General features: G+C 40.3%; 20 protein-coding genes and 2 tRNA genes. 14 read left to right on the plus strand and 8 right to left on the minus strand.

Annotated features, from left to right (window positions below):
* Window positions 1–145: 145 nt before the first annotated feature.
* Window positions 146–736 carry an O-acetyl-ADP-ribose deacetylase gene (locus OQX62_RS16310; RefSeq protein ID WP_265832683.1) on the minus strand — a complete coding sequence of 197 codons (591 nt, stop codon included), beginning with the start codon at window positions 734–736 and terminating at the stop codon, window positions 146–148.
* Between the two features lie 47 nt (window positions 737–783).
* Window positions 784–1,260, minus strand: a complete 477-nt coding sequence (locus OQX62_RS16315) for an Lrp/AsnC ligand binding domain-containing protein (RefSeq protein ID WP_158798703.1) — start codon at window positions 1,258–1,260, stop codon at window positions 784–786.
* Between the two features lie 152 nt (window positions 1,261–1,412).
* Between OQX62_RS16315 and OQX62_RS16320 the strand changes: the two genes are divergently transcribed.
* Window positions 1,413–1,520: transfer RNA gene (locus OQX62_RS16320), tRNA-Asp, on the plus strand.
* A 26-nt stretch (window positions 1,521–1,546) separates the two neighbouring features.
* Window positions 1,547–1,690 (plus strand) — tRNA-Asp (locus OQX62_RS16325).
* A 63-nt stretch (window positions 1,691–1,753) separates the two neighbouring features.
* On the opposite strand, the gene OQX62_RS16330 is transcribed toward OQX62_RS16325, so the two are convergent.
* Window positions 1,754–3,061: an amidohydrolase family protein gene (locus tag OQX62_RS16330; RefSeq protein ID WP_265832684.1), complete on the minus strand. Its 1,308-nt coding sequence runs from the start codon at window positions 3,059–3,061 to the stop codon at window positions 1,754–1,756.
* On the minus strand, window positions 3,054–6,065 hold the full coding sequence (locus OQX62_RS16335; RefSeq protein ID WP_265832685.1) for an amidohydrolase family protein: 3,012 nt from the start codon (window positions 6,063–6,065) through the stop codon (window positions 3,054–3,056). Before OQX62_RS16335 ends, OQX62_RS16330 begins: the two co-directional genes overlap by 8 nt.
* A gap of 197 nt (window positions 6,066–6,262) precedes the next feature.
* Here OQX62_RS16335 and OQX62_RS16340 point away from each other — a divergent pair, with 197 nt between their 5' ends.
* The 9 genes from OQX62_RS16340 (at window position 6,263) to OQX62_RS16380 (ending at window position 13,106) form a co-directional block, all read left to right on the plus strand.
* Window positions 6,263–6,709, plus strand: a complete 447-nt coding sequence (locus OQX62_RS16340; protein ID WP_265832686.1) for a cytochrome B — start codon at window positions 6,263–6,265, stop codon at window positions 6,707–6,709.
* 206 nt (window positions 6,710–6,915) lie between these two features.
* On the plus strand, window positions 6,916–8,328 hold the full coding sequence (locus tag OQX62_RS16345) for an anthranilate synthase component I family protein (protein WP_265832687.1): 1,413 nt from the start codon (window positions 6,916–6,918) through the stop codon (window positions 8,326–8,328).
* A gap of 9 nt (window positions 8,329–8,337) precedes the next feature.
* A complete protein-coding gene (locus tag OQX62_RS16350; RefSeq protein WP_265832688.1) occupies window positions 8,338–8,910 on the plus strand; it encodes an anthranilate synthase component II in 573 nt (190 codons plus the stop codon).
* Between the two features lie 3 nt (window positions 8,911–8,913).
* Window positions 8,914–9,705 carry an indole-3-glycerol phosphate synthase TrpC gene (gene trpC / locus OQX62_RS16355; RefSeq protein ID WP_265832689.1) on the plus strand — a complete coding sequence of 264 codons (792 nt, stop codon included), beginning with the start codon at window positions 8,914–8,916 and terminating at the stop codon, window positions 9,703–9,705.
* 22 nt (window positions 9,706–9,727) lie between these two features.
* Window positions 9,728–10,921, plus strand: a complete 1,194-nt coding sequence (gene hflX / locus OQX62_RS16360) for a GTPase HflX (RefSeq protein ID WP_265832690.1) — start codon at window positions 9,728–9,730, stop codon at window positions 10,919–10,921.
* A gap of 19 nt (window positions 10,922–10,940) precedes the next feature.
* Window positions 10,941–11,324: a 30S ribosome-binding factor RbfA gene (gene rbfA, locus OQX62_RS16365; protein ID WP_265832691.1), complete on the plus strand. Its 384-nt coding sequence runs from the start codon at window positions 10,941–10,943 to the stop codon at window positions 11,322–11,324.
* Between the two features lies 1 nt (window position 11,325).
* Entirely contained in the window at window positions 11,326–12,030 is a 705-nt protein-coding gene (locus OQX62_RS16370) for a peptidoglycan DD-metalloendopeptidase family protein (RefSeq protein WP_265832692.1), read from the plus strand.
* Window positions 12,031–12,047: 17 nt separating this feature from the next.
* Window positions 12,048–12,698 carry an energy transducer TonB gene (locus tag OQX62_RS16375; protein WP_265832693.1) on the plus strand — a complete coding sequence of 217 codons (651 nt, stop codon included), beginning with the start codon at window positions 12,048–12,050 and terminating at the stop codon, window positions 12,696–12,698.
* Between the two features lie 3 nt (window positions 12,699–12,701).
* Window positions 12,702–13,106, plus strand: coding sequence for a hypothetical protein (locus OQX62_RS16380; RefSeq protein WP_265832694.1), 405 nt, complete (start codon window positions 12,702–12,704; stop codon window positions 13,104–13,106).
* Here the strand turns inward: OQX62_RS16380 and OQX62_RS16385 are convergent.
* Window positions 13,096–13,971 carry a diacylglycerol/lipid kinase family protein gene (locus OQX62_RS16385; RefSeq protein WP_265832695.1) on the minus strand — a complete coding sequence of 292 codons (876 nt, stop codon included), beginning with the start codon at window positions 13,969–13,971 and terminating at the stop codon, window positions 13,096–13,098. The two genes, OQX62_RS16380 and OQX62_RS16385, sit on opposite strands and share 11 nt — an antisense overlap.
* A 52-nt stretch (window positions 13,972–14,023) precedes the next feature.
* Here OQX62_RS16385 and OQX62_RS16390 point away from each other — a divergent pair, with 52 nt between their 5' ends.
* Window positions 14,024–15,010: an App1 family protein gene (locus OQX62_RS16390; protein ID WP_265832696.1), complete on the plus strand. Its 987-nt coding sequence runs from the start codon at window positions 14,024–14,026 to the stop codon at window positions 15,008–15,010.
* Here the strand turns inward: OQX62_RS16390 and OQX62_RS16395 are convergent.
* Together OQX62_RS16395 and OQX62_RS16400 are read right to left on the minus strand one after the other, a co-directional pair.
* Window positions 14,996–16,195, minus strand: coding sequence for a DUF1501 domain-containing protein (locus tag OQX62_RS16395; protein WP_265832697.1), 1,200 nt, complete (start codon window positions 16,193–16,195; stop codon window positions 14,996–14,998). The genes OQX62_RS16390 and OQX62_RS16395 overlap by 15 nt on opposite strands.
* Window positions 16,196–16,216: 21 nt before the next feature.
* A complete protein-coding gene (locus OQX62_RS16400) occupies window positions 16,217–17,644 on the minus strand; it encodes a DUF1800 domain-containing protein (RefSeq protein ID WP_265832698.1) in 1,428 nt (475 codons plus the stop codon).
* 66 nt (window positions 17,645–17,710) lie between these two features.
* On the opposite strand from OQX62_RS16400, the gene aat reads away from it, so the two are divergent.
* Window positions 17,711–18,346, plus strand: coding sequence for a leucyl/phenylalanyl-tRNA--protein transferase (aat, locus tag OQX62_RS16405; protein ID WP_265832699.1), 636 nt, complete (start codon window positions 17,711–17,713; stop codon window positions 18,344–18,346).
* 79 nt (window positions 18,347–18,425) lie between these two features.
* Here the strand turns inward: aat and OQX62_RS16410 are convergent, their stop codons facing one another.
* Complete coding sequence (locus OQX62_RS16410; protein WP_265832700.1) at window positions 18,426–21,323, minus strand: DEAD/DEAH box helicase; 2,898 nt, start codon at window positions 21,321–21,323, stop codon at window positions 18,426–18,428.
* Window positions 21,324–21,810: 487 nt separating this feature from the next.
* Here OQX62_RS16410 and OQX62_RS16415 point away from each other — a divergent pair, with 487 nt between their 5' ends.
* Complete coding sequence (locus tag OQX62_RS16415) at window positions 21,811–22,425, plus strand: GIN domain-containing protein (protein WP_265832701.1); 615 nt, start codon at window positions 21,811–21,813, stop codon at window positions 22,423–22,425.
* Window positions 22,426–22,488 lie beyond the last annotated feature (63 nt).

Raw genomic sequence — 22,488 nt, forward strand, 5'->3', positions numbered from 1 at the left:
TACATGATTTATCATTAACACCTGTTGCATTAAGGCTGTATATATTTGTCATTAACACCTTTTGCATTAAGGACTAAGTTGGATTCTTAGCCAGGTGAAACCTATATTGAAGATGAAACGAAATGAAGCGCTATAAGTGCTTATTTCATTTATCTGATTGCTCTTGTTGAAATAGATCTTTAGATGGCCTGGAGAGTAGCCGCTGTAAGTTCTCCTGGTCTTCCAGCTTCTTTAGTCTCAGTCTGTAGATATAATAGTTTTCACTATCGAAACACACAAAAGTCACCTTCTTAACCGTGCTGCTTGTTTTTAGAAACTGCTGCACAGTATCAATAGCAATTTCTGCAGCTCTATCTTTAGGGAATCTATAAATACCGGTACTGATGTTTGGAAAGGCAATACTCTCTATCCCATTTTGTTGTGCAAGGTTGAGACTGTTCGTATAGGCCGTAGCAAGTAATATTTCTTCATTGCTCTTACCACCATTCCATACTGGCCCGACCGTGTGAATGACATATCCTGCGGGAAGGTTACCAGCAGTGGTAATTACAGCTTCGCCAACTTTGCAGCCACCTTGACTATTTCTTATTTTCTGGCAGGCTTCCAGTACTGCTGAACCACCAATTCTATGGATCGCTCCATCTACACCGCCCCCGCCGAGTAAGGAGGTATTCGCAGCATTTACAATCGCATCTGCATGTATTTTAGTGATGTCTCCTAATTGTATTTCAATCATTTGTTATTAAATGGCTAATTTTAATTCTTATTCAAATATCCGGGAAATTATCCTAATTCAATTTGTCTTCTGATGCTTTCTTCTAATGAAATAAGTGTTTCCGTGCGCTGGATACCTTCTACTGCCTGGATTTCTTCATTCAGTACATGACGTAGGTGATTCGTATCACGGCAAATGATTTTTGCAAACATACTATAGGCACCAGTAGTATAATGCAACTCTACTACTTCTTTGATTTTACTCAATTGTGCTACGGCATCTTTATATTGAATTCCCTTTTCCAGGTAAATTCCTAAGAATGCGCAAATATCATATCCCGCTTTTTGCGGATCAATTATTAAATGTGAACCTTTAATGATACCCATTTCCTGGAGTTTCTTCATTCTCACGTGTATGGTACCACCAGAAACAATCAAATCTTTCGCTATTTCTGTATATGGTTTGGTAGCATCCTGCATCAGCTGCTTCAAAATGTCAATATCGAGGTTGTCAATTTCTAAATTTTGGCTTTCTTTTTTAAGCATGATTTTGATATATGTTAATGAATGTCTAATATAATTATAAATATCATAATAATAAAATTAAAGCATTAAAATATTTGCAACGTATGTAGGTTCTTGTTACATTTGTATCAAGCAAGTAAGCCAAAATAGTTCTTTAACACTTGTTTATATTCTGTAGGGTGGCGAAATTGGCAGACGCACCTCCTTGTCTCGGTGGTGGAGAATTTGGGAAACCTGAAAAGGCTAACCACTCCTTGAAGGTTCGACTCCTTCTCCTACAGCTAAAGAAATGATGTTCTTTATTTAATGTTGGGTGGTGAAATTGGCAGACACACCTTCTTGTCTCGGTGGTGGGGATTATGGGATAAACACAGTTTACGGGTTGACCACAAATTAATTTTGAACTGAGGCTAACTTCCCCTTGAAGGTTCGACTCCTTCCCCAACAGCCAGTTTTTTTGTAATAATGAGTTAGTTAATTAGGGTGATCTGGAGGCGGATCACCCTTTTTGTTTTTAGTTGGCAGCCTTCATGCCATATTTTTCACTAAACTTCTTGTCTAATTGTTTGTGCAGATTATCCAGATTGATATCACGACCCTGTATAAAAGCTTTTTCCACATGGTTTGTCTTCATATCTAAGGCATCACCACTGGAAATGAATAGGGTAGCATCTTTACCCGCTTCCAAACTTCCTGCTGTTTTTGAGATACCAAGAACTTTTGCCGTATTGAGCGTAATGGTAGATAATGCTTTTTCTTTATCCAGTCCCCATGCTGAAACAGTACCTGCCATGAAAGGCAGATTTCTTTGCTGCCAGTAGCCTTCTATACTTACCACAACAGTTACACCGGCATTAGCCAGAACTGCTGCATTCTTATAAGGCATATTGACATCATCATCAGTAGAATTAGGTAATGCATGTGGTTGTTTAACTATAACCGAAACATTATTCTCCTTGAGGAAGTCCATAATCAGATAGGCTTCATCTCCGCCAATAATTACAGGTGTAAGCTTGTATTTTTTAGCGAAGTTAACTGCTGCGACGATATCTTTTTGTGAATCTGCAGTGATGAACAAACGCTGACTCCCATCGAATAAATGCTTCATCGCTGCAAGGCGTGGATTTACTGCTGCTGGTTTAGTAAGATCTGCATATCCTTTAGCTTCTGAAAAGATCTGTTCAAGCTCATTGATCGCCAGCTGTCTGCGTTCCTGCAGAATTTCTGCTGAAACAACAGGTGCTCTTCCAAAACCTCTTGATCTGGGTATAACCGGCCAGGTTACATGCATCGCATCATCAATCTTTATGGCTGCATCTTCCCAATTCCAAGCATCGAGTTGCACAACGGAAGAGCTTCCTGCAATAGTTCCCCCTTCTGGCGTAATCTGTGCCATCAGGATACCGTTGCTTCTCAATGTTGCAGGTACTTTTGAATCTGTATTATAAGCAACAATAGAACGGATATGCGGATTCATATTCCCGATTTCACTATAATCCAGGGTAGCTTTAACGGACTCAAATTCTGCAAGTCCGAGATTGGTATTTGGCGATATGAAACCCGGATAGACATGTTTCCCATTGGCATTGATCACAAGAACATCGTCTTGTGGCGCTTGTCCACCGGCGGCTACTGAGATAATTTTTCCTCCGTTAAAAAGGATCGTCCCGTTTTCTACTATGCTGCCATTACCGATATGAATTGTTGCACCAGTAATCGCAATCAGTTTGGTCTGTTTAGGCGCCGGTGAAATATTGGCCTGGGTGTAACCTTTTAGCGTTACTGCCGTTGTCATTAATAGTGTTATGATATATTTATTCATGGTTATGAGCTCCTTCCTTATCGTTTAATTCTGCACTATAATCTTCTGCTGATTCACAATTGTATAAACGCGGGGATTCGGCTAGCGGACGCTGTGTTTTGCTGCCACCGGCTTTACTTTCCAGCATTTTTTGTATAATCCTTGCTTTTTCGGTCTGTTGCTGGGCACGTAGTTGTGCATCTTTATCTATATCCCAGTAAGGGATTCCGTCAACAAACGTTTTTTCAGCTCTTGCATAAATTGATAAAGGATGAGCTGACCATATCACTACGTCTGCATCTTTACCCGCTTTCAAACTACCTACACGATTATCTATGTGCATCATTTTTGCAGGATTAAGTGATACAAATTTCAATGCATCTTCTTCTGGTACATTACCATATAATACGGCCTTTCCTGCTTCCTGATTCAATCTTCTGGCCATTTCAGCATCATCGGAGTTAAATGCAGTAGTAATACCAATATTGTGCATGATCTTACCATTATAAGGGATAGCTTCTGCTACCTCCATTTTATAAGCCCACCAATCGGAGAAAGTTGAAGCATTGATTCCATGCGCTTTCATTTTGTCGGCCACTTTGTAACCTTCTAATATGTGGGTAAATGTATTGATTTTGAAACCTAAACTGTCGGCTACATGGATCAGCATATTAATTTCCGATTGTACATAAGAATGGCAGGTGATGAAGCGCTTATTGTCCAGTATTTCAACAATAGCATCTAATTCCAGATCTCTTCTGACTGTATTTCCTTTTTGTGCAAGAGCTGCTTTGTATTCTTTTGCGCGGGTGAAATCATCCACATAGGTTTGTTCTACACCCATCCTTGTAACAGGAAACCTTGCGCCTGTTCCAAAGTTACTTTGCTTCACATTTTCACCGAGGGCAAATTTGATGAAACCATCATTAGCCCCAAATTTCAATTCTTCCGGCAATTTCCCCCAACGTAGTTTGATCAGTTGCGCCTGACCGCCAATAGGGTTCGCTGAACCATGTAATAAGTGCGAAGTAGTCACACCACCTGCAAGTTGTCTGTAGATATTTACATCTTCAGAATTCACGACATCTGCAATTCTCACTTCTGCTGATGAGGACTGTGAACCTTCATTTACTCCTCCGGCAATTGCAATATGGGAATGCTCATCGATTAAACCAGCGGTGATATGTTTGCCTGTAGCGTCAATAACCTTAGCATTACCAGCTGATAAGCCTTTTCCTACAGCTTTTATCTTTCCATTTTCCAGCAATACGTCCGCATTAAGCAGGATGCCTTCTTTTTCGTTTGTCCATACGGTAGCATTTTTTAGAAGTACAGCCTCCTGTTTTGGAGCAGCCTCTTCTCCAAAGGCAACAAATGGATAGATGAGTGCGCCTGCAGGGGATGTCGCTTTTGGTTTATCTTTTTTAGGAGCTTCTGTATTTGCGCTTTTGAACACAGCCGACCATTTGCCTGTATTTCCTGATCCCACAACAGCTTCTCCTCTTATCATCACAGGTGCTTCAGATGTAAGATATCCGCTGAGTCTGACCTCAGTAACGGGATTCTTTTTCAGATTGAAGCCGATGCTGATCCAGTCACCACTACGGTTAAAGGTAGCAGCAGTTTTAAGACTATCCGTGCCTGTTCTTTCGATTGCAGCCGTTGTACCGTTTATTTTCAGCGTTAAAGCACCGATACCGTCTACATTAAGGTTATAAATGCCCGTTAAATCGTTTACATTCATTTTGCTGACCACGAAACGTTTGCCCTGGATCCAGTTTTCAAATACAATACTTCCGTTTTTAAACAAGGGCTCTGAGGTAATCAGAAAGTTAGCCAGTTTACCTTTTTCGAGCGTTCCCACCTTATCTCCAATACCGATCATGGATGCCGGAATCTCTGTAACTGCTAAAAGGGCCTGTTTCTCTGTCAAACCGTTTTCAATCGCAATGCGGATATTGGTCCAGAAATCTTTCACATTATCAAGTCCGTTTGTCGTCAGTGAAAACCGGATACCTGCTTTTTCAAGTGCAGCTGCATTTGACGGAGCCATTTCCCAGCCTTTCATTTGTGCCAGGGTGATGTTGCGGGCTTCAGCGGGATCTTCAACCTCATAAGGTTTAACAAAATTTAAAGGAATAATCAGACTTGCACCTGTTGCCTTTACTGCAGCTATACGCTGATATTCATCGCCTGTAGATTTGATGATGTACTGTTTTCCGAATTCTTTGGCGATTTTATCTGCTCTCAGAATATTCTGCCATCCATCTGCTTCAAATATCTGCGGCAGGTTTTGCTGTTTGTTAAACTCCTCGAGCGAGATATTATACTCTTCTTTCTGCTTACCATACCATTGCGCATCATAATAGGTTTGTCGCAATAAAGCTATAGCTCCCATCAATGAAGTTGGGTAGTCATTCTGCGACGTCCCTTTATTGAAAGAATAGTTGGCGGCCGACTGGCTGTTGAGCATCGTTGTGTTTTCGCGTTCGTCGCTTAATGTAACTGCTGCTGAAGTTCCGCGGGCAACGCCATCACGGTTGATTACATTCACACTACCAAAACCCGCTCTGCGCATTTCTTCTGCTTTTTTAGTGTCGATAGCAAATAAGGTACGTGCTTCCGTTTCCGGTCTGATAGCTTCATTCCAGTCGTAAGAACCTTTTTTGGTGGAGACAAAAATAGACTGTCGACCTCCGAAACCTGTTGTGCTTCTTGCAGGTTCTGTGAGTCCATAAGAGGTAAAGGGATCAATCAGGGAAGGATAGATGTATTTGCCTTTCAGGTCAATGATTACATATCCCTTTGGAATAGTGCTTCCTTGTCCCACGGACTGAATTGTTTGACCTTTGATCAGTAATGTTCCATTGCTGATGGTTTGGTTGGCATTGACTACAATTGTGGCATTTGTAAATGCAAATAGTCCCGGTCTGGTGTCAAAAGATCCGTTTACGGGATAAGTTTGCTGTCCAAAAAGGAATGTAGCCGAAAATACCAACGCGAGCGTAAGTAAAGATTTCATCATGAAGTATAAGTAATAGTTATTAGCTAAATCTATGTAAAAAAAGGGATTGCTTATTTTTATATCAATTTTTTTACCTTGTTAATGAAATCCTTAGGGAAAATGCCCGTTTGCATTTATAATGATTCTAAATTCTATTTTTAGAAAATCCTTTTTGAGTTAAAAGGAGCTATTTCGTTAGTTTTGAAAGAAAAAGAATTATGAGTATTTCTGAAATCTTGAATAAAGCACATTCTGGATGGCGTTATGTGGTGATCATCTTATTATTGGTTGCTTTTACTAATGCATTAATGGGCTTTTTAGGTAAAAAACCTTATACTGAAGGTAACCGTAAATTAAATGTATTTGCGCTGATCAGTGCACACATTCAGCTACTGATGGGCTTAGCATTATATTTTATAATGGGGGTTTATAAATACGATAGTTCTACTGCCATAGCACGTTACTGGAAAATGGAGCATATCAGTATGATGATCATTGCAATTGTGCTGATTACTGTCGGTAATTCACGCTCAAAGAAGGTGGATAGCGCATTGATGAAACACAAAACTATATTTATCTATTTTGGTTTTGCATTGGTATTGATTACTGCGGCAATTTTAATGATGGTTAAAGCAGACGGAAGTCGCCACTTATTTGGCATGTAATTATTTTTACGATTTTATTTTGGTTTATTAGATTTATTTATATTTTTGCTAAACATGATTAACAATACACATACTTGGCAATGGCGTGGTAATTCTGAAAAGAGTTTCGTCGCAGCCTTGTGTACCTTATAGTTTATCAACCTAAACCAAACCACACATACTAAACCCGACGTACAACACGTCGGGTTTTTTTGTTTTATCAGCACATGAAGAAGATCAATATCAATACATTTTATAAGAAAAGACTAGCAGATACGACTACTCCTGTGAGCATTTATCTGCGTTTGAGGGATGTTTTCCCAAATACGCTTTTACTGGAAAGTTCGGATTACCATAGCAGGGAAAACTCTGTAAGTTATGTCTGTGCAGACCCTGTAGCGGGAATTATCCTGCAGAACGGCAAACTATCTACTTATTTCCCTGACGGTACAAAGGAGGAGAAAGAAGAGTTTATACTTGCAGACGAGATTGAAAGCTTTAAAGCGAACTTTGATGTTCAGCCGATTGAAGAGCAACGGTATATTTCTACTGGTCTGTTTGGTTATTTTACCTGGAATACGGTTCAGTATTTTGAAGATATCAAGTTTGGGGCTATTACTGCAAAAGACGAAGAAATTCCGCTGATGCAATACCACGTTTACCGTTATATTATAGCGATAGACCATTTCAAGAATGAGGTAACGTTATTTAAAAATGATTTTGACCACCTAGAAAAAGGTGATCTCGGAAAAATAGAATACCTGATCCAGAACAAGAATTTTCCTGAATACAGTTTCGATACTGTAGGAGCAGAGTCATCCAACCTGACCGATGACGGTTTTAAGGCTATTGTGGAGAAAATGAAAACACATATTCTGCGAGGGGACGTTTTTCAGATTGTTCCTTCAAGGGCGTTTAATCAGGGTTTTTCTGGTGATGAATTTAATGTTTACCGTTGCCTGAGATCCATTAACCCTTCCCCTTATCTGTTTTATTTCGATTACGGGAGCTTTAAACTTTTTGGCTCTTCTCCTGAAGCTCAGATCACGATCAAGAAAAATGTAGCTAATATCTTCCCGATTGCAGGTACATTCAAACGTACTGGAAATGACGAGGAGGATGCTGAACTGGCCAGACAACTGGAGCAGGATCCTAAGGAAAGTGCGGAGCATGTAATGCTGGTTGACCTGGCCAGAAATGACCTGAGCAGACATTGCAGAAATGTGCAGGTAAAATCTTTTAAAGAAGTACAGTATTATTCTCATTTGATACACCTGGTTTCTAAGGTGAGTGGTAATCTCCAGGAAGGAGTCTCTGCTTTTAAAGTTGTTGCAGATACCTATCCGGCAGGAACTTTAAGCGGCGCGCCAAAGTATAAAGCAATGCAGCTGATTGACGAATATGAGGGGCTGGCGCGTAATTTTTATGCCGGTGCTCTGGGCTATATGGGCTTTGGTGGTGAGTTTAATCATGCCATTATGATCAGGACATTTATGAGCAAAAATAACCAGCTGCATTACAGGGCGGGTGCAGGTATCGTGGCTGATTCTATAGCGGAAAATGAATTGAACGAAGTAAATAATAAGATTGCAGCCCTGCGTAAAGCAATTGAGATGGCTAAAGAAATTAATCATATTTAAATTAAGGACATGCAGAAGAAAGTATTGGTTATAGATAACTATGATTCGTTCACCTATAACCTGGTGCATTTAATAAATGAATTGGGCAGAGAAGCCGAAGTATGGAGGAACGATAAGTTTACGCTGGATCAGGTAGATCAGTTTGATAAAATATTATTGTCACCCGGACCGGGAGTGCCTCATGAAGCAGGCTTATTGCTGGATGTGATCAGGACTTATGCCCCAAAGAAAAGTATACTAGGTGTATGTCTGGGTCAGCAAGCCATTGCTGAAGCTTTCGGGGGAACATTGTTCAATCTTGGCAGACCCATGCATGGAATTGCGACTCCTATCGCCGTACTGGATAAAGAGGAGCTGCTTTTTAGAAACTGCCCCGAAAGTATTAATGTAGGCAGATATCATTCCTGGGTAGTTAATCAACAGGATTTACCTTCTTGTTTAAAAATAACGGCAACTGATGTAAAGTCTGAGATCATGGCATTGAGGCATGAGACTTATGATGTGCGCGGGGTGCAGTTTCATCCGGAAAGTGTGCTGACAGAATTCGGAAAACAGATGATGCAAAATTGGTTAGAAAATTAACAGATGAATATATTAGATAAAATTGTAATACGGAAAAAGGAAGAAGTAGCGCTGGCTAAAACATTAGTTTCTATTGCTGAACTGGAGAAGGGACTTCATTTTAACCGTACACCCTATTCTTTCAGAGAATTTTTGCTGGCTGAAGACAGGAACGGTATTATTGCAGAATTTAAGCGGCGTTCTCCCTCTAAAGGTATCATCAATGCGAATTCTACGGTTACTGCAGTGACAACAGGTTATGCCGCTGCTGGCGCATCTGCTATCTCAGTGCTAACGGATGCTGATTTTTTTGGCGGTCATTCCAATGATCTGCTTGAAGCGAGAGCTGCTAATCAGGTTCCTCTGTTGCGTAAGGATTTTATGATTGATGAGTATCAGATCCTGGAAGCAAAAGCTTTAGGGGCAGATATTATTTTATTAATTGCTGCTATTCTGACACCTGCTGAAATTGCCGGTTTCGCCGGTTTGGCGAAGCGTCTGGGCTTAAATGTACTGCTGGAAGTGCATAATCTGGAAGAACTTCAACGGAGTATCCATCCTGATGTAGATGCTATTGGAGTGAATAACCGCAATCTGGCCGATTTTTCTGTAGATATTCAGACTTCCTTTAAGCTGGCTGAGGAGATACCTGCTGAATTTTTAAAGATATCAGAAAGTGCCATTAGTGACGTAAAGACGATCAAACAATTAAAAGGTGCTGGTTTCAATGGATTCCTGATTGGTGAAAACTTTATGAAGACCTCAAATCCTGCTGCCGCAATGCAGGCTTTTGCAAAGGAGTTGATCTCGGTATAACTTTTGTATCTTTGTACTTTACATGGGAAAAGCGAAAACTTATGATACCGCGCTTAAACAGGAACGGGCTGTCCTTGTTGGCGTAATCAGGCCGGGAGAAAAACCGGAAGAAACTAAAGAATATCTTGATGAACTTGCCTTTCTGGTAGATACTGCCGGTGGGGTAGTGGAAACTAGTTTCACACAAAAAATGCTCCGTCCTGAACGGTCAACTTTTGTAGGAACAGGAAAGCTGGAAGAGATAAGAGCCTACGTGAAGTCGGAGGAGATAGATATGGTTGTTTTTGACGACGAACTATCCCCATCACAACTGCGTAATATTGAAAAAGAACTGGAAGTGAAAATTCTGGACAGGAGTAATCTGATCCTTGACATTTTTGCAGGAAGGGCACAAACTGCACAGGCAAAAACACAAGTAGAACTTGCACAGCTGCAATATTTATTGCCACGGCTTACACGCCTCTGGACTCACCTTGAGCGTCAGAAGGGTGGTATTGGTATGCGTGGTCCGGGGGAAACCCAGATTGAGAGTGACAGAAGGATGATTTTGGAAAAGATCTCTTTACTGAAAGGCAGACTGAAGCTGATTGATAAGCAAAACGAAACACAGCGTAAAAACCGTGTTCAGCTGATCAGGGTAGCATTGGTAGGTTATACCAACGTAGGTAAATCTACGATTATGAACATGGTTTCAAAATCTGAGGTATTTGCAGAAAACAAACTGTTTGCTACGCTGGATACCACAGTGAGGAAAGTGGTGATTGACAATTTGCCCTTTTTACTTTCTGACACAGTTGGATTTATCAGAAAACTTCCCCATCACCTGGTAGAATGTTTTAAATCAACACTGGATGAGGTACGGGAGGCAGATGTGCTGATTCACGTAGTTGATGTGTCTCATCCCAATTTTGAGGATCAGATCAATGTGGTGAATGAAACTTTAAAAGAACTCGGTGCAAGGGATAAAGCAACTATTATGGTATTCAATAAAATTGATGCCTACGTAAGTCCGGAGGCCCCTGAATCACATGAAGAGGAAAAGGTAACACTGACACTTGAAGATTTTAAACGCAGCTGGATGGCACAAAACAATGCGCCTGCGATATTCATTTCTGCTTTGCATAAAGAGAATCTGGATGAGTTTAAACAAATGTTGTATGATCAGATAGTTGCCCTGCATACTGAGCGGTATCCGTTCGACAAATTATTATACTAATACTAAGCGCAAAAATATCATGGAAAGTAAACGTCAACAGAAATTTGCCGGTATACTACAAGAAGAATTAGCTGCAATTTTCCAAAGGGAGGGTGCAGAATACTTACCGAATACATTAGTTACCATTACTAAGGTCCGTGTTTCTCCGGATCTGGCAGTAGCTAAAGTTTATCTGAGTTTCTTAAGTACAAACAATACAGCACTATCAATCTCTACAGTGAATTCACATGCCGGAGAAATCAGGTATAAGTTAGGTGCACGTATTCGTCATCAGGCAAGGGTGGTACCTACGCTTACGTTTTTTGTAGACGATACAAATACTTATGTAGAGCATATGGATAAGATCTTCGAAAAGATTTCAAAAGAACGTACCTCAAGCGAAGAAGAGACTACTGAAGACTAATATGGATGCGCTGGAAAGGCTGAAGACCTGGTCGGAAAGTGAAAGCAGGATCAGCAAAGTTGTTGATTTTGTGCCTGGATCTGACCAGTTGCTGCCGCTTGATTTCACTGAACGGAATCATGAGCTTAGGGCTGATATTATTAATGATACTGCTACATTTTCTGCCTGGGTAGATAATCAGCTGCATACAAACCACTGTCTGTATGGAATTGGTGGTTACGATGAACACCGTACAATCTATACCAGAAGTGCCCATTTTGATACTGAAGAGGAACCAAGAAGGCTCCATCTGGGCGTAGATATCTGGGCTAAGGCTGGTACGAATGTGTATAGCTTTTATGATGCAGAGGTGCATAGTTTTAAAAACAATGCAGGCTTTGGGGATTATGGGGCGACCATCATACTTAAATATAATCTGGACGGCTTAACACTTTTTGCCTTATACGGACATCTGAGTCTGGCATCTTTAAACGGACTGGCAGAAGGGCAGCAGATTGCTTCGGGAGTGGCTTTTGCAACATTTGGAATTCCTGCTGAAAACGGTAATTGGCCTCCGCACCTGCATTTTCAGCTCATGTTCAATATCCAGGGTTTAAAAGGAGACTATCCGGGGGTCTGCCAGTATTCAAAACGCGATATTTATCTGAAGAACTGTCCTGACCCAAACATCATACTGCAACATACGTTTAGCCCTATTCCGGGTTAATTTTTGTAAATTAGGATATGAAAAGAGTACTTGCTGCAATTTTGTTACTATTTGGATTATCTGTGCAGGCACAGCCCACTTTAAAAGGAGGGCTGGAAGCTTTTATCAATTCAAATATTATTTATCCTGCTTATTCATGGCAGAACTGCATCCAGGGAAAAATTCAGATTAGCTTTAAACTCAACAGCAATGGAGAGGTCTACGCTTCAAAAGTAAGCAACGGACTTGGAATTGATCTGGACAGGGAGGCATTGCGACTCATCCGAATGAGCAGCGGGAGATGGAAAGTGCCTGCGGATTATGATACTACTTATGTATTAATCGTTCCTGTAAACTTTACCCTTTCTGGCGCGGATTGTTCAGGCAAGGGACCACTGGAAAGAGAGCGTGCTATTGCTGCCTATAAGGCAAATGAAGGCTTAACGGATGCAATTACTAACTTCTACCGTAATAAGTACAACGGGAATTACAATGCAGCTGAAGAGCCTAAAATAACTGCTCTGAAAAAAGAACTGGGTTATGACGATGCTTACCTGGAATCTGTGATTAAAGAGGGACAAAAAAAATTGCGTCAGAAAGATAAGGAGGGAGCCTGTGAAGATTTTCTTTTTGTAAAACACATGGGATCCAGTCTGGCAGATGCGCTGCTGGCCCGTTATTGTAACTAATTTATGCGTATTTTATTAAAAGTATTTGCCCTGCTGGATATCATTAGTATTCTCTTTATGGTTCCTCAGATCTGGCAGATAGTGAATCATTTTGATGCTATTCCACACGAAACCTTATCTGTTTTGAGAGTAGTTTTTACGCTGCTGATTTTCATTTCTCTGTTCGCTTCAGCTACAGGACTGTTTCGCTTCAAAAAGTACGGTATTGTGGTTTATTATAGTCAGTTTCCATTCCGTTTAGTATTGTGGGTCTTTTCAATCGGCTTTATCACATTTTTACCAGAACTGCTGCACCAGGAAAATCAGTGGTTTGGTATTTTATTCAGACTTTGTATTATTGCTGAATTCTTCCGGGCTTATTACACCCTGCAAGCACATAGAAGTTATTTCAGGGTTATTAAACAATAATAGAAATTGCTGCCGGGATGATCCTGGCATTTACCTGGTTTACTTTTCCCATATATTCACCGTCAACCTGGAAATGGACTTTATGTTTTGTCTTGATCTGAAGGTTTTTTGTAGCAAATATTTCGATCTTCTCCGGGTTAAACGGCAGGTTAGTGAGGCGGATTTTAATAATCTCCATCACAGAATACTTCTTAACAAGAATTACCTCAAAAACATCATCGTCTAATTTACCTTCAGGATTAATTTTCACGCCGGTTCCATACATCGTTGCGTTGGCAATAACTACCATTGCAGCCTGTGAGCGAATAGTTTCTCCTGCTATTTCAAACTCTACCTCCATGAGATGATGGCTCCATAAGGCTTTCCAGGTGGCCTTCGCATAACCCCACATTCCTCTTTGGGGTAAGTCGTCAAATTTCTTAATGATATAAGCATTAAAGCCAATGTCTGATAAATGAATGCATAATTCATCATTGACCATGACTGCATGAATTTCTTTAGGCTTGCCCCTGATAATCAGTTCCAGTGCTTCATTAATATTTATGGGGATGCCAAGCTCTTTTGCCATGCCATTTGCTGAACCTGCAGGAATGATCCCGATAGGCGTCGTGGTTCCTTTTAAGCATTCGGCTACAAGTTTCAGTGTGCCATCTCCACCAACGGCAATTACACGGTCTGCCCCGGCTTTTTTTATCGCAGTGCTGATCTGGTCAGTACTGCATTTATCCGGCAATTCATAAATTTCAATCTGATGGTTCAACGGAAGAAAAAAATCGCTGATAACCGTTTTGAAATCAGTATCATCGCTGCCTGAGCCCGGGTTAACAATGAAGAGTAGTTTAAGCTCAGGAGTTACTGTTTCCATTTAGTATTGTTTACTAACCAAACAACTACAGTCATACTCTGTTTTATTTATAATGAATAATTCTGTCAGTGTAAAAGTATATCATGGCTATGGCCACAAGCATAATCTTGTGGTGTACGGGCATGCGTTTAAATTTAAGTCTGACACCAGGCAGAATTACAGCAATAATATTTTTGTAAACATCGCCTACCTCTTTAAACTGTTTATTCTTAAACCCTATCCATTTGTAAAACTGAGACTATCATTCCGTGAGCAGACAGTTCATCAGACTGCTGAATATGATGGTTTCTTTAAATTTGAATGGAAGGCAGAGGACGACCTGACAGCCGGATGGCATGAGGTAAAAGTAGAGGTGCTCGGCGAAAATGATGAAACGCTCGCAGTGAATACGGGAGAGGTATATGTGCCTCATATTACCCAGTATGCTTTTATCTCGGATATCGATGATACCGTTATGGTTTCCCATTCAGCCACCATTGGTCGCAGGTTAAGGGAACTCTTTATTAAAAATCCCAGAACGCGGAAGACATTTCCGGAAGTAGCCGTACATTATAGCCTGCTGGCCAAATCGCATACAGATGCTGAACATCCTAATCCTTTTTTTTATGTATCCAGTAGTGAATGGAATTTGTATGACTATCTCGTAGAAACTTTCAGATTTAATAAATTGCCGGACGGGGCTTTTTTGCTCAATCAGATTAAGCGCTGGAAGGATTTAGTCAGGACCGGCAAAACTGGCCATGAAGGTAAATTAATCAGGGTAATGCGTATTCTGGACGCTTTTCCTAACCAGAAATTTGTTTTTTTTGGTGATAATTCGCAGCAGGATCCAACGATTTATTCTACGATTGCTATAAAGTATCCAAAGAATATAGAGGCTATCTATATCAGGAACGTGCGGCAGTCAAAAGAAAACGAAGCGATAGCATTACTGGATAAAGCAGCAGCGCATGGCGTGCATACCTGTCTTTTTCTGACTAGTCAGGAAGCCATACAACATTCACAGCAGATCGGATTGATCGGTTTAAATAAAGTCTAATGTGTTGAATTTTTTATTCAGAATATGACTGTTATTTACATCCAGCCATTTATCGAGTATAGTACCGTAAACTTCACGGAAATCAATCTGGTATTTCAGATCGCCATTGTCGAGATCAGCAAGATCAGGAGCCGCATTATAAATACCCAGTTTCTTTAACTTCCCTCCAAATAAGAACATATTATTTGCTGTTCCATGATCTGTACCATTGCTTGCATTTTGTGCTACACGCCTGCCAAATTCTGAAAACGTAACCACTAAAGTGTCCTCCAGCTTGTTGTTCTGCTGCAGATCTTTAATAAAGGTATTTATGCCCTCGGCATATTGTTTTAATAACCTGCTTTGTTGCTGAACCTGATTCGCATGTGTGTCAAACCCGCTTAAAGACACATAATAAACCCGGGTTTTCAATCCGGAACAAATGAACTTTGATACCGTCTTAAGCTGATTAGAAAAACTTGTAGCAGGATAGACAGCATCAGACTTATATAATTTGGAGGTATTTTGTATGTAATTGGCGGAGGATGAGGTTTCGATCATCGTTTTGTATAAATAACCCAGGTTATCTTCATCAAGATGCGCCTTATCTCCGTTGATCATTTCTTTGAACAGTGCTTCATTTGTGTTGCGGAATAAAGCAGCGGGATCCTTTAATGCAATCCCCTTTTTTTTACTGCCCTTCAGGGCCAGAGAGAGGCTGTCATCAACCTCTATAGCAGTATAGGGAGATTTGCAGGTATCGCAGTCGGCATCCAAATAACGACCAATCCAGCCAGTGGAAAGGTACTGATTGGCATCACTCCCTGTTTGCCAGATATCCATGGAACGGAAATGGGAACGGTCCGGGTTAGGGTAGCCTACATCATTGATCACTGACATCCAGCCCTGATCGTATAATTCCTGCAAGGGGGCAAGATTTGGATTCAGGCCCTGCATATCATTTAACCTGATCACCTGATCAGCTTTTATGGCAATACCTTTTCTCATTTGATAGTAGATATCATTACCAAAGGGCACTACTGTATTTAATCCGTCATTGCCACCAGACAGCTGCACCACGACCAAGTTTTTGTATAAACTCAGCTCATCCAGTGCCAGTGCTTCGAAAGGTTTCATAAAAGCAGGAATCATAATTGCTCCTGCTGCTGCCAATGCCGATTTCCTGATAAAGTCTCTTCTTTCCATGGTGTTAACTATTAGGCCAGATTAGCATAACTGATATTCGGGCATACTCGTCACTGCAATTGCAGTGTTTTTAGGATGGGTATTCTGAACAATAATCTCTTTGATCTTGGTACTTACAGCTGGGGAGAGCAAAAATTCAGCAAGCTGTTCCGGCTTTTGATCTTTTGGCAGGGTGCTGATAAACTTTGGCCAGTCTGCCTTTGCATTGATATATGATTTTGGAGGATTGGATTTTACTTTCTTGTTTAGTGCAATTAAAGCTTCATCTTCCGGATCTGCTTTTCCATTAAAATCCAGGATACCATCGTTCAAAACCATGGAAGGGATTTTTAATCTCAGCATCAGAGAAGAACTGTCAATCCAGCTTCTTCCGCCAGGCCAGCCTGCCACATTTGGTGGGTTAAACAGATACTGGCCTAAGCTGGTTTCTAATTGTATGATCACTTGAGGTTTATTATAGGTGACAAAAAACTGCCTGCTCAGACCCACTAAAAATTCTGCCGGCGACTTAATTTTGGTGCCTATATTTTCCCTGCGGTAGAACCAGTCGGAATTGAACATTTTTCTCATCACTGCAGCGATATCATATTTGTGTGTATAAAAATGACTCGCCAGTTCCTGAATACAAATTTCATCAGGTGTATCATTCACAAAAAACAGATAGAGCTTCCGGCAAATAAATGTTGCGGTTTCTGGCTTCTCTAAAATTATGTCTATAATCGCTTCTCCATCAAAAGTACCTGTACGACCAAAAAAGGTTTTCTCTTTTTCGTCGTGAACTTTCTGGTTGAACTCAAATTCGCCTTCTTTATTGTAAATCCATCCGGTGAAAGAACGGGCAGATTCTTTAATATCCTGCTCTGTATAATGACCGCGACCAAGCGTAAAAAGTTCCATCAGTTCCCGTGCAAAGTTCTCATTAGGCCGGCCTTTTCGATTTTGCTGGTTATTTAAATATTGAAGCATAGCGGGAGATTGTGAAACCTCTATTAACAGCTCTTTAAAATTGCCCAGTGCATTTTTCCGTTGAATATTGTTGAGCTGCTGCGAGAAATAAGGATTGTTTGTGCGGCAGGCAAAATGCCCATGCCAGAACAGGGTCATCTTCTCCAGTAAAGGATTTTCTGTATGAATCATTCTTTGCATCCAGTCCAGATTCAGTGCTCTGCTTTTCTGATTCTGCATCCTGGTGATTTCCTGACGCTGCAGCTTTTCTTCAGGAGTATAATCTTTTTTAGCTCCCAAAGCAGTCAGCAACAGTCTTTGCTGATCATATTCTTCTCTGGTAACTGTAGTTAAATCAGCAGCGGCTGATAACTGTTCGAATAACTGATCGACGGGGCTGCCGATTTTCCTTTTACTCAGCTGATGCAAAGCGTTATAAGATATGCCAAACCCGGCGCGGTTATAGAGATGCTTTATTTTTGAAGAGTGATCATTTCTATCCATGATGTTTGTATGCTATACTTATGACTATGATATAACGTATAGGTTTAAATATTCATACTTTTGTTTATGATCTTTCAGTTACCTGAGCAGGAGCTCATCTTTCCGGATCCATCACTTGCCGAACCAGATGGATTGCTTGCCATTGGTGGCGACCTGAGTCGCGATCGTTTGATACTGGCGTATCAGCATGGTATTTTCCCCTGGTTTAGTGAGGGAGATCCGATCTGCTGGTTTTCTCCGCACGAGCGTTGCGTAATTTACCCTAACCAGGTAAAAGTGAGTAAAAGCATGAAAAAAGTACTGAAAGATGAAATTTTCACCGTTACTATGGATACGGCATTTGAAGAGGTAATCGCCAGTTGTGCACAGACGCCGAGAAGAGATCAGGATGGTACCTGGATTACTACAGCCATGCAGGATGCTTATATAGATTTACATCAAAACGGATGGGCGCATAGTGTGGAAGTCTGGTATGATGACCAGCTTGCAGGCGGATTATATGGTATGCATATCAATAATGTCTTTTGTGGGGAGAGCATGTTCAGTTTAATGAGTAATGCTTCAAAAACTGCATTGATCTGGTTGTGCCAGACAAATAAGTTTAGCCTGATTGATTGCCAGGTGCCTAATGATCATTTATTAAGTTTGGGTGCAGAAATGATCTCAAGAGAAACATATACGGCAATTCTGCAAACAAAGTAATGATATTAACGCAGGATCTGTAAAAGGTACAATCGATAAATCTTGTACAGGCTTTATGCGCCGGATCAGGGGGTATGATTTACTCCAGTATTTCCCTGATATCTTCTTTACTCAATGATTTAAAAAAGCTTTCTTCTGTGGTAATCAATGAACTGGCCAGCCTTTTCTTACGGTTTTGCAAGGCCAGTATTTTTTCTTCTACAGTGTCTTTAGCGATAAACTTATAAATGAATACTTTTTTCTCCTGTCCGATACGATGCGACCTGTCTATTGCCTGTTGTTCTACCGCAGGATTCCACCATGGATCTAAAATGAAAACATAGTCTGCCTGCGTTAGGTTTAGTCCCACTCCACCGGCTTTAATTGAAATCAGGAATACTTTCAAGTCTGTATTTTCCTGGAACTCAGATACAATTTCTCCCCTGTTTTTAGTAGAGCCATCCAGGTAAGCAAAAGGAATACTTTCCCTCTCAAAATAAGCCTTAAATATGCTCAGGTGCTTTACAAACTGAGAGAAGATCAATACTTTATGGCCCCCTTTCAGCACATTATCGAGCGTATGTATAACGTTTTCAAACTTTCCGGAGTCGGACAGGTATTCCTGGTCGATCATCTGCGGGTGGTTTGCTAATTGTCTTAAGGCTGTTAAGCCTTGTAAAAGTTGTACCTGTTTTTTTGCATAGGTACCGTCGTCCATACTGCTTAAAAGGTCATTTCTATACGCAGATTTTGTCTTCTCATAATAAGTAGCCTGATCTTCGCTCATGTCGCAATAAATAACCTGCTCTGTTTTTGCAGGAAGCTCTTCTGCAACCTGTTCTTTGGTTCGTCGCAGAACAAAAGGTTTGATAATGGCCTGGAGTTTTCTTGCTTTATCTTCATCCTTCCTCTTCTCAATGGCCTGTACATATTCTTCATTGAAGAACGATTGTGTTCCCAATAAACCGGGATTCAGGAAGGTGAGCTGCGTCCATAGGTCGCCCACAGAATTTTCTACAGGCGTACCGCTCAGAATCAGCCGGTGCCTTGACTTGAGGAGCCTGACAGATTTAAAAGATTTCGAAGAAGGGTTTTTGATATTCTGGCTTTCGTCCAGAATGATGTAATTAAAATAAAATTCCTGCAGTACATCAATGTCTACCCTTGTGATGCCATAGGTAGTGATCACTACATCATATTTTATAAAATGACTTACATTTTTGTTTCTGCTTCCTCCGGTATGTGCCAGGATTTTAAGCTTTGGTGTAAATTTTTTAGCTTCACTGAGCCAGTTGTAAATCAGTGAGGTAGGCATGATGATCAGCGAAGTGCTGTGCGTATTTTTCTGCTCATCTTCTTCCTTTAATTTTTGCAGCATCGCCAGGGTCTGGATGGTTTTACCCAAACCCATGTCATCCGCGAGACAGCCACCGAAATTATATTCTCTCAGAAAACTGAACCAGTTATAACCTGCTTTCTGATAGCTGCGCAATTCTCCCTTGAAATGAACCGGCATTTGCATGTCTGCTATATTCTCAAAATCGTTGAGTCTTTGTAATTTACGTTGCAGTGTTACATTGGCTATACCATCTTCCGCCAGGTCGGTAATCAGGCCGATATGATGTTTTTTCAGCTTTAATGATCTGCTGCCGTCAGCCAGGCTAAACAGGCTGCCGTATTGCGAAAACCACTTCTCAGGAATAATCGCAATTTCCCCGTCAGGCAATAAAAATTCCCGACGCTTATGTAGAATATGTTGTTTTAAAGCAATAAAAGGAACAGGATGGATGCCGAAGTAGACGATCGCATTGATATCAAACCAGTCATTGTCTTCTTTAATTTCAAAATCGATTTTGCTGGAGGCAAATAAGAAACGCTTGTTACCCGTTGATTGTGCAATAGAAAAACCTTTACCCTTTAACAGTTCAATATGTTCGTTTACCCAGTTCAGCACACCATACGACTGATCTTCGGCTGCACTGGCATGGCTCAGTTCAAGATTATAGAAGAGCGGACTTACTTTTCTCAGTCCTAATTTTGTGAGCTCAGTAAATTTACTCTTTTCCCATACCGTATCCCGTTTTACTCTTGTGAAGACGTAATTAGTATCTTCCCTGGAAAGATGTACGGTTACTTTTTTTTCATTGCCCAGTGCGAATGCGTGATCTCCATATTGGAAATATAACTGCAACTGGGAAATGCCATTCTCTACATAAATAACTTTGATGACGGCCGAAGGCTCGTGTTTTTCCGTTCTGATGTCAAAACCCTCTGCATATACATGATACTTCTCAATTAGTGGGGTAACAAATTTCTCAAAGTAGGTCTCCTCTTTTGCAGTAGGAATGGAAATATATCTTTTATTTAAAAACGGGGAGAGTTTCTTGCCTTCAAAATCCTGTTCAAAAAAATAAAGCACATCATTTAATAAGAGCCATGCAGGCTGATTACTAACTACCTGTGCTTCTTTAAACATAAAATCTATACGCAGCCCTTCATATTTGATAGTTGGAAAATAACGCGTTTCCACTTCACTTCTTCTGAAATGGAATAATATGGTAGCAGGCTCAGTTGCCAGTTCAATTTTTCTTTCAGCTGGCCAGCCGTCCTTATCCATCAGGTAAAGGGCATCCCTGTCTTTTATGATTTCCAGAACTTCCGTTAATTTCTTTTCAATTTTTGGTCGTACTGCCTCGTAAAACTTCTCATCATAAAACTTAGTGAAAAACTCGAAAGGGCGGATTGCTTTTTTATGGTACTTCTTAATTACATGGTCCTGTTCTGTCTCGTCAAGAATCTTAATAATTTTTAAGTCTGATTCTGAAAGGTGTTTGGTGAATTCTTTAGCCGTATGACTAAAAAGGCGTTGATATGTTAGTGAAAAATCACCCTGTGGATTCAGCTGAACTATATGTGGTTCAATCAAATATCCTAAATATTCATGTTTACACAGTGAATATACAATTTTGCAGGGTTTAGAACTATCGACGCGTAACATGAGCTAAAAAATTGGAAAAGAAGGGAGTTTAGGCTTGTAAAATCTTTAAACATACATTAAAAATGAGTTGCTGTCAAATTAGATTGGCAGAAACCTGATTTTTTTATAAGCGTTGGTCGAAAAATTACAGGGGTTGGTCGGCCAGAATTACAGCCTGGTATAATTACAGGATGGCTGCTGAAACGTTTAAAGCAGATTGACGTCTTATATGCAAACTATTTAAAAATAGATGGTTATACAAATTAAAAGCTTAAAAACATGGAAATAGCAGTAATATCCCGACCAAAGGCCGCATCCGAAATACCAAAATTTTTTCAAATAAAACAGGGTCATTTGGTCGAAGAATTTGGCGGGTTCGTCGAATCTAAAAGCACTATGGTATAAAAGCCACCCAATTGCTGCAACGTTCCTTAGGACATTGCGTCTTATCAACAAACTAACAAATTACAAACAACAGGTTATAAAAAACCTACAAACTCAAAAAAATATGAAAACTTTATTCAACAAAGTACTAAAATCAAGTTCAATCGCTATTATTCTATTAGCCTCGGTATTTAGTCTTACTGCATCAGCGGCCACGGTTACAGTAGACCTGGGAACTGTTAACCCGGAGATTAAGAAGGTGATAGTGACGGGTAACACGAAAGTGGTACTTGTTCAAAGTTATAAAGAATATATAACAATGGATGAGTTGTATCTGGACAAGGTTTCACTGAAACAAGTTGGTAACACGTTAACCATTAGTTCTTCTGAAACTACTCCAGTAACTGTAACTGTTTACGTGAAAGATATTTATCGTATTGATGCTGCTGATAAAGCAAATGTTAAGACTGCCGGTAAATTCAATTTGAAATATCTTCAGGTCATGTTGAAAGGAGATGCATGTGCACGTGTTAAAGCACATACTGAAAGTTTATATACAATGATAAATGAGCGTGCAAGCTTAGAACTAATTGGCACTTCTGGCAGCCATGTATCAAGACTTGCTGGTGTAGCAAAAATGAATACAGAGAAATTTGCAGCTTTAAAAACTGAACATATTACAAATGCTGACGAGGCTGTTGCCTATAATAGGAATAAAAAAGAAGCTGTTAAAAACTAGTCGCGGGTATCTTTTGATACCTGAAAATGCCTCCAGACTTTTTTAACAACAATGCCGGCTTGT

The sequence above is a fragment of the Pedobacter sp. MR2016-24 genome (genome assembly GCF_026239655.1).
Taxonomy (GTDB): Bacteria; Bacteroidota; Bacteroidia; order Sphingobacteriales; family Sphingobacteriaceae; genus Pedobacter.

Excerpts from the sequence above, each read along its gene's own strand:
- OQX62_RS16350 (WP_265832688.1), top strand. The coding sequence starts at position 8,338 with ATGCAGAAGAAAGTATTGGTTATAGATAACTATGATTCGTTCACCTAT.
- OQX62_RS16390 (WP_265832696.1), top strand. The coding sequence starts at position 14,024 with ATGAATAATTCTGTCAGTGTAAAAGTATATCATGGCTATGGCCACAAG.
- OQX62_RS16395 (WP_265832697.1), bottom strand. The coding sequence starts at position 16,195 with ATGGAAAGAAGAGACTTTATCAGGAAATCGGCATTGGCAGCAGCAGGA.
- aat (WP_265832699.1), top strand. The coding sequence starts at position 17,711 with ATGATCTTTCAGTTACCTGAGCAGGAGCTCATCTTTCCGGATCCATCA.
- OQX62_RS16385 (WP_265832695.1), bottom strand. The coding sequence starts at position 13,971 with ATGGAAACAGTAACTCCTGAGCTTAAACTACTCTTCATTGTTAACCCG.
- OQX62_RS16400 (WP_265832698.1), bottom strand. The coding sequence starts at position 17,644 with ATGGATAGAAATGATCACTCTTCAAAAATAAAGCATCTCTATAACCGC.
- OQX62_RS16345 (WP_265832687.1), top strand. The coding sequence starts at position 6,916 with ATGAAGAAGATCAATATCAATACATTTTATAAGAAAAGACTAGCAGAT.
- OQX62_RS16310 (WP_265832683.1), bottom strand. The coding sequence starts at position 736 with ATGATTGAAATACAATTAGGAGACATCACTAAAATACATGCAGATGCG.
- OQX62_RS16340 (WP_265832686.1), top strand. The coding sequence starts at position 6,263 with ATGAGTATTTCTGAAATCTTGAATAAAGCACATTCTGGATGGCGTTAT.
- OQX62_RS16375 (WP_265832693.1), top strand. The coding sequence starts at position 12,048 with ATGAAAAGAGTACTTGCTGCAATTTTGTTACTATTTGGATTATCTGTG.
- hflX (WP_265832690.1), top strand. The coding sequence starts at position 9,728 with ATGGGAAAAGCGAAAACTTATGATACCGCGCTTAAACAGGAACGGGCT.
- OQX62_RS16335 (WP_265832685.1), bottom strand. The coding sequence starts at position 6,065 with ATGATGAAATCTTTACTTACGCTCGCGTTGGTATTTTCGGCTACATTC.
- trpC (WP_265832689.1), top strand. The coding sequence starts at position 8,914 with ATGAATATATTAGATAAAATTGTAATACGGAAAAAGGAAGAAGTAGCG.
- OQX62_RS16380 (WP_265832694.1), top strand. The coding sequence starts at position 12,702 with ATGCGTATTTTATTAAAAGTATTTGCCCTGCTGGATATCATTAGTATT.
- OQX62_RS16370 (WP_265832692.1), top strand. The coding sequence starts at position 11,326 with ATGGATGCGCTGGAAAGGCTGAAGACCTGGTCGGAAAGTGAAAGCAGG.
- OQX62_RS16315 (WP_158798703.1), bottom strand. The coding sequence starts at position 1,260 with ATGCTTAAAAAAGAAAGCCAAAATTTAGAAATTGACAACCTCGATATT.
- OQX62_RS16415 (WP_265832701.1), top strand. The coding sequence starts at position 21,811 with ATGAAAACTTTATTCAACAAAGTACTAAAATCAAGTTCAATCGCTATT.
- OQX62_RS16410 (WP_265832700.1), bottom strand. The coding sequence starts at position 21,323 with ATGTTACGCGTCGATAGTTCTAAACCCTGCAAAATTGTATATTCACTG.
- OQX62_RS16330 (WP_265832684.1), bottom strand. The coding sequence starts at position 3,061 with ATGAATAAATATATCATAACACTATTAATGACAACGGCAGTAACGCTA.
- rbfA (WP_265832691.1), top strand. The coding sequence starts at position 10,941 with ATGGAAAGTAAACGTCAACAGAAATTTGCCGGTATACTACAAGAAGAA.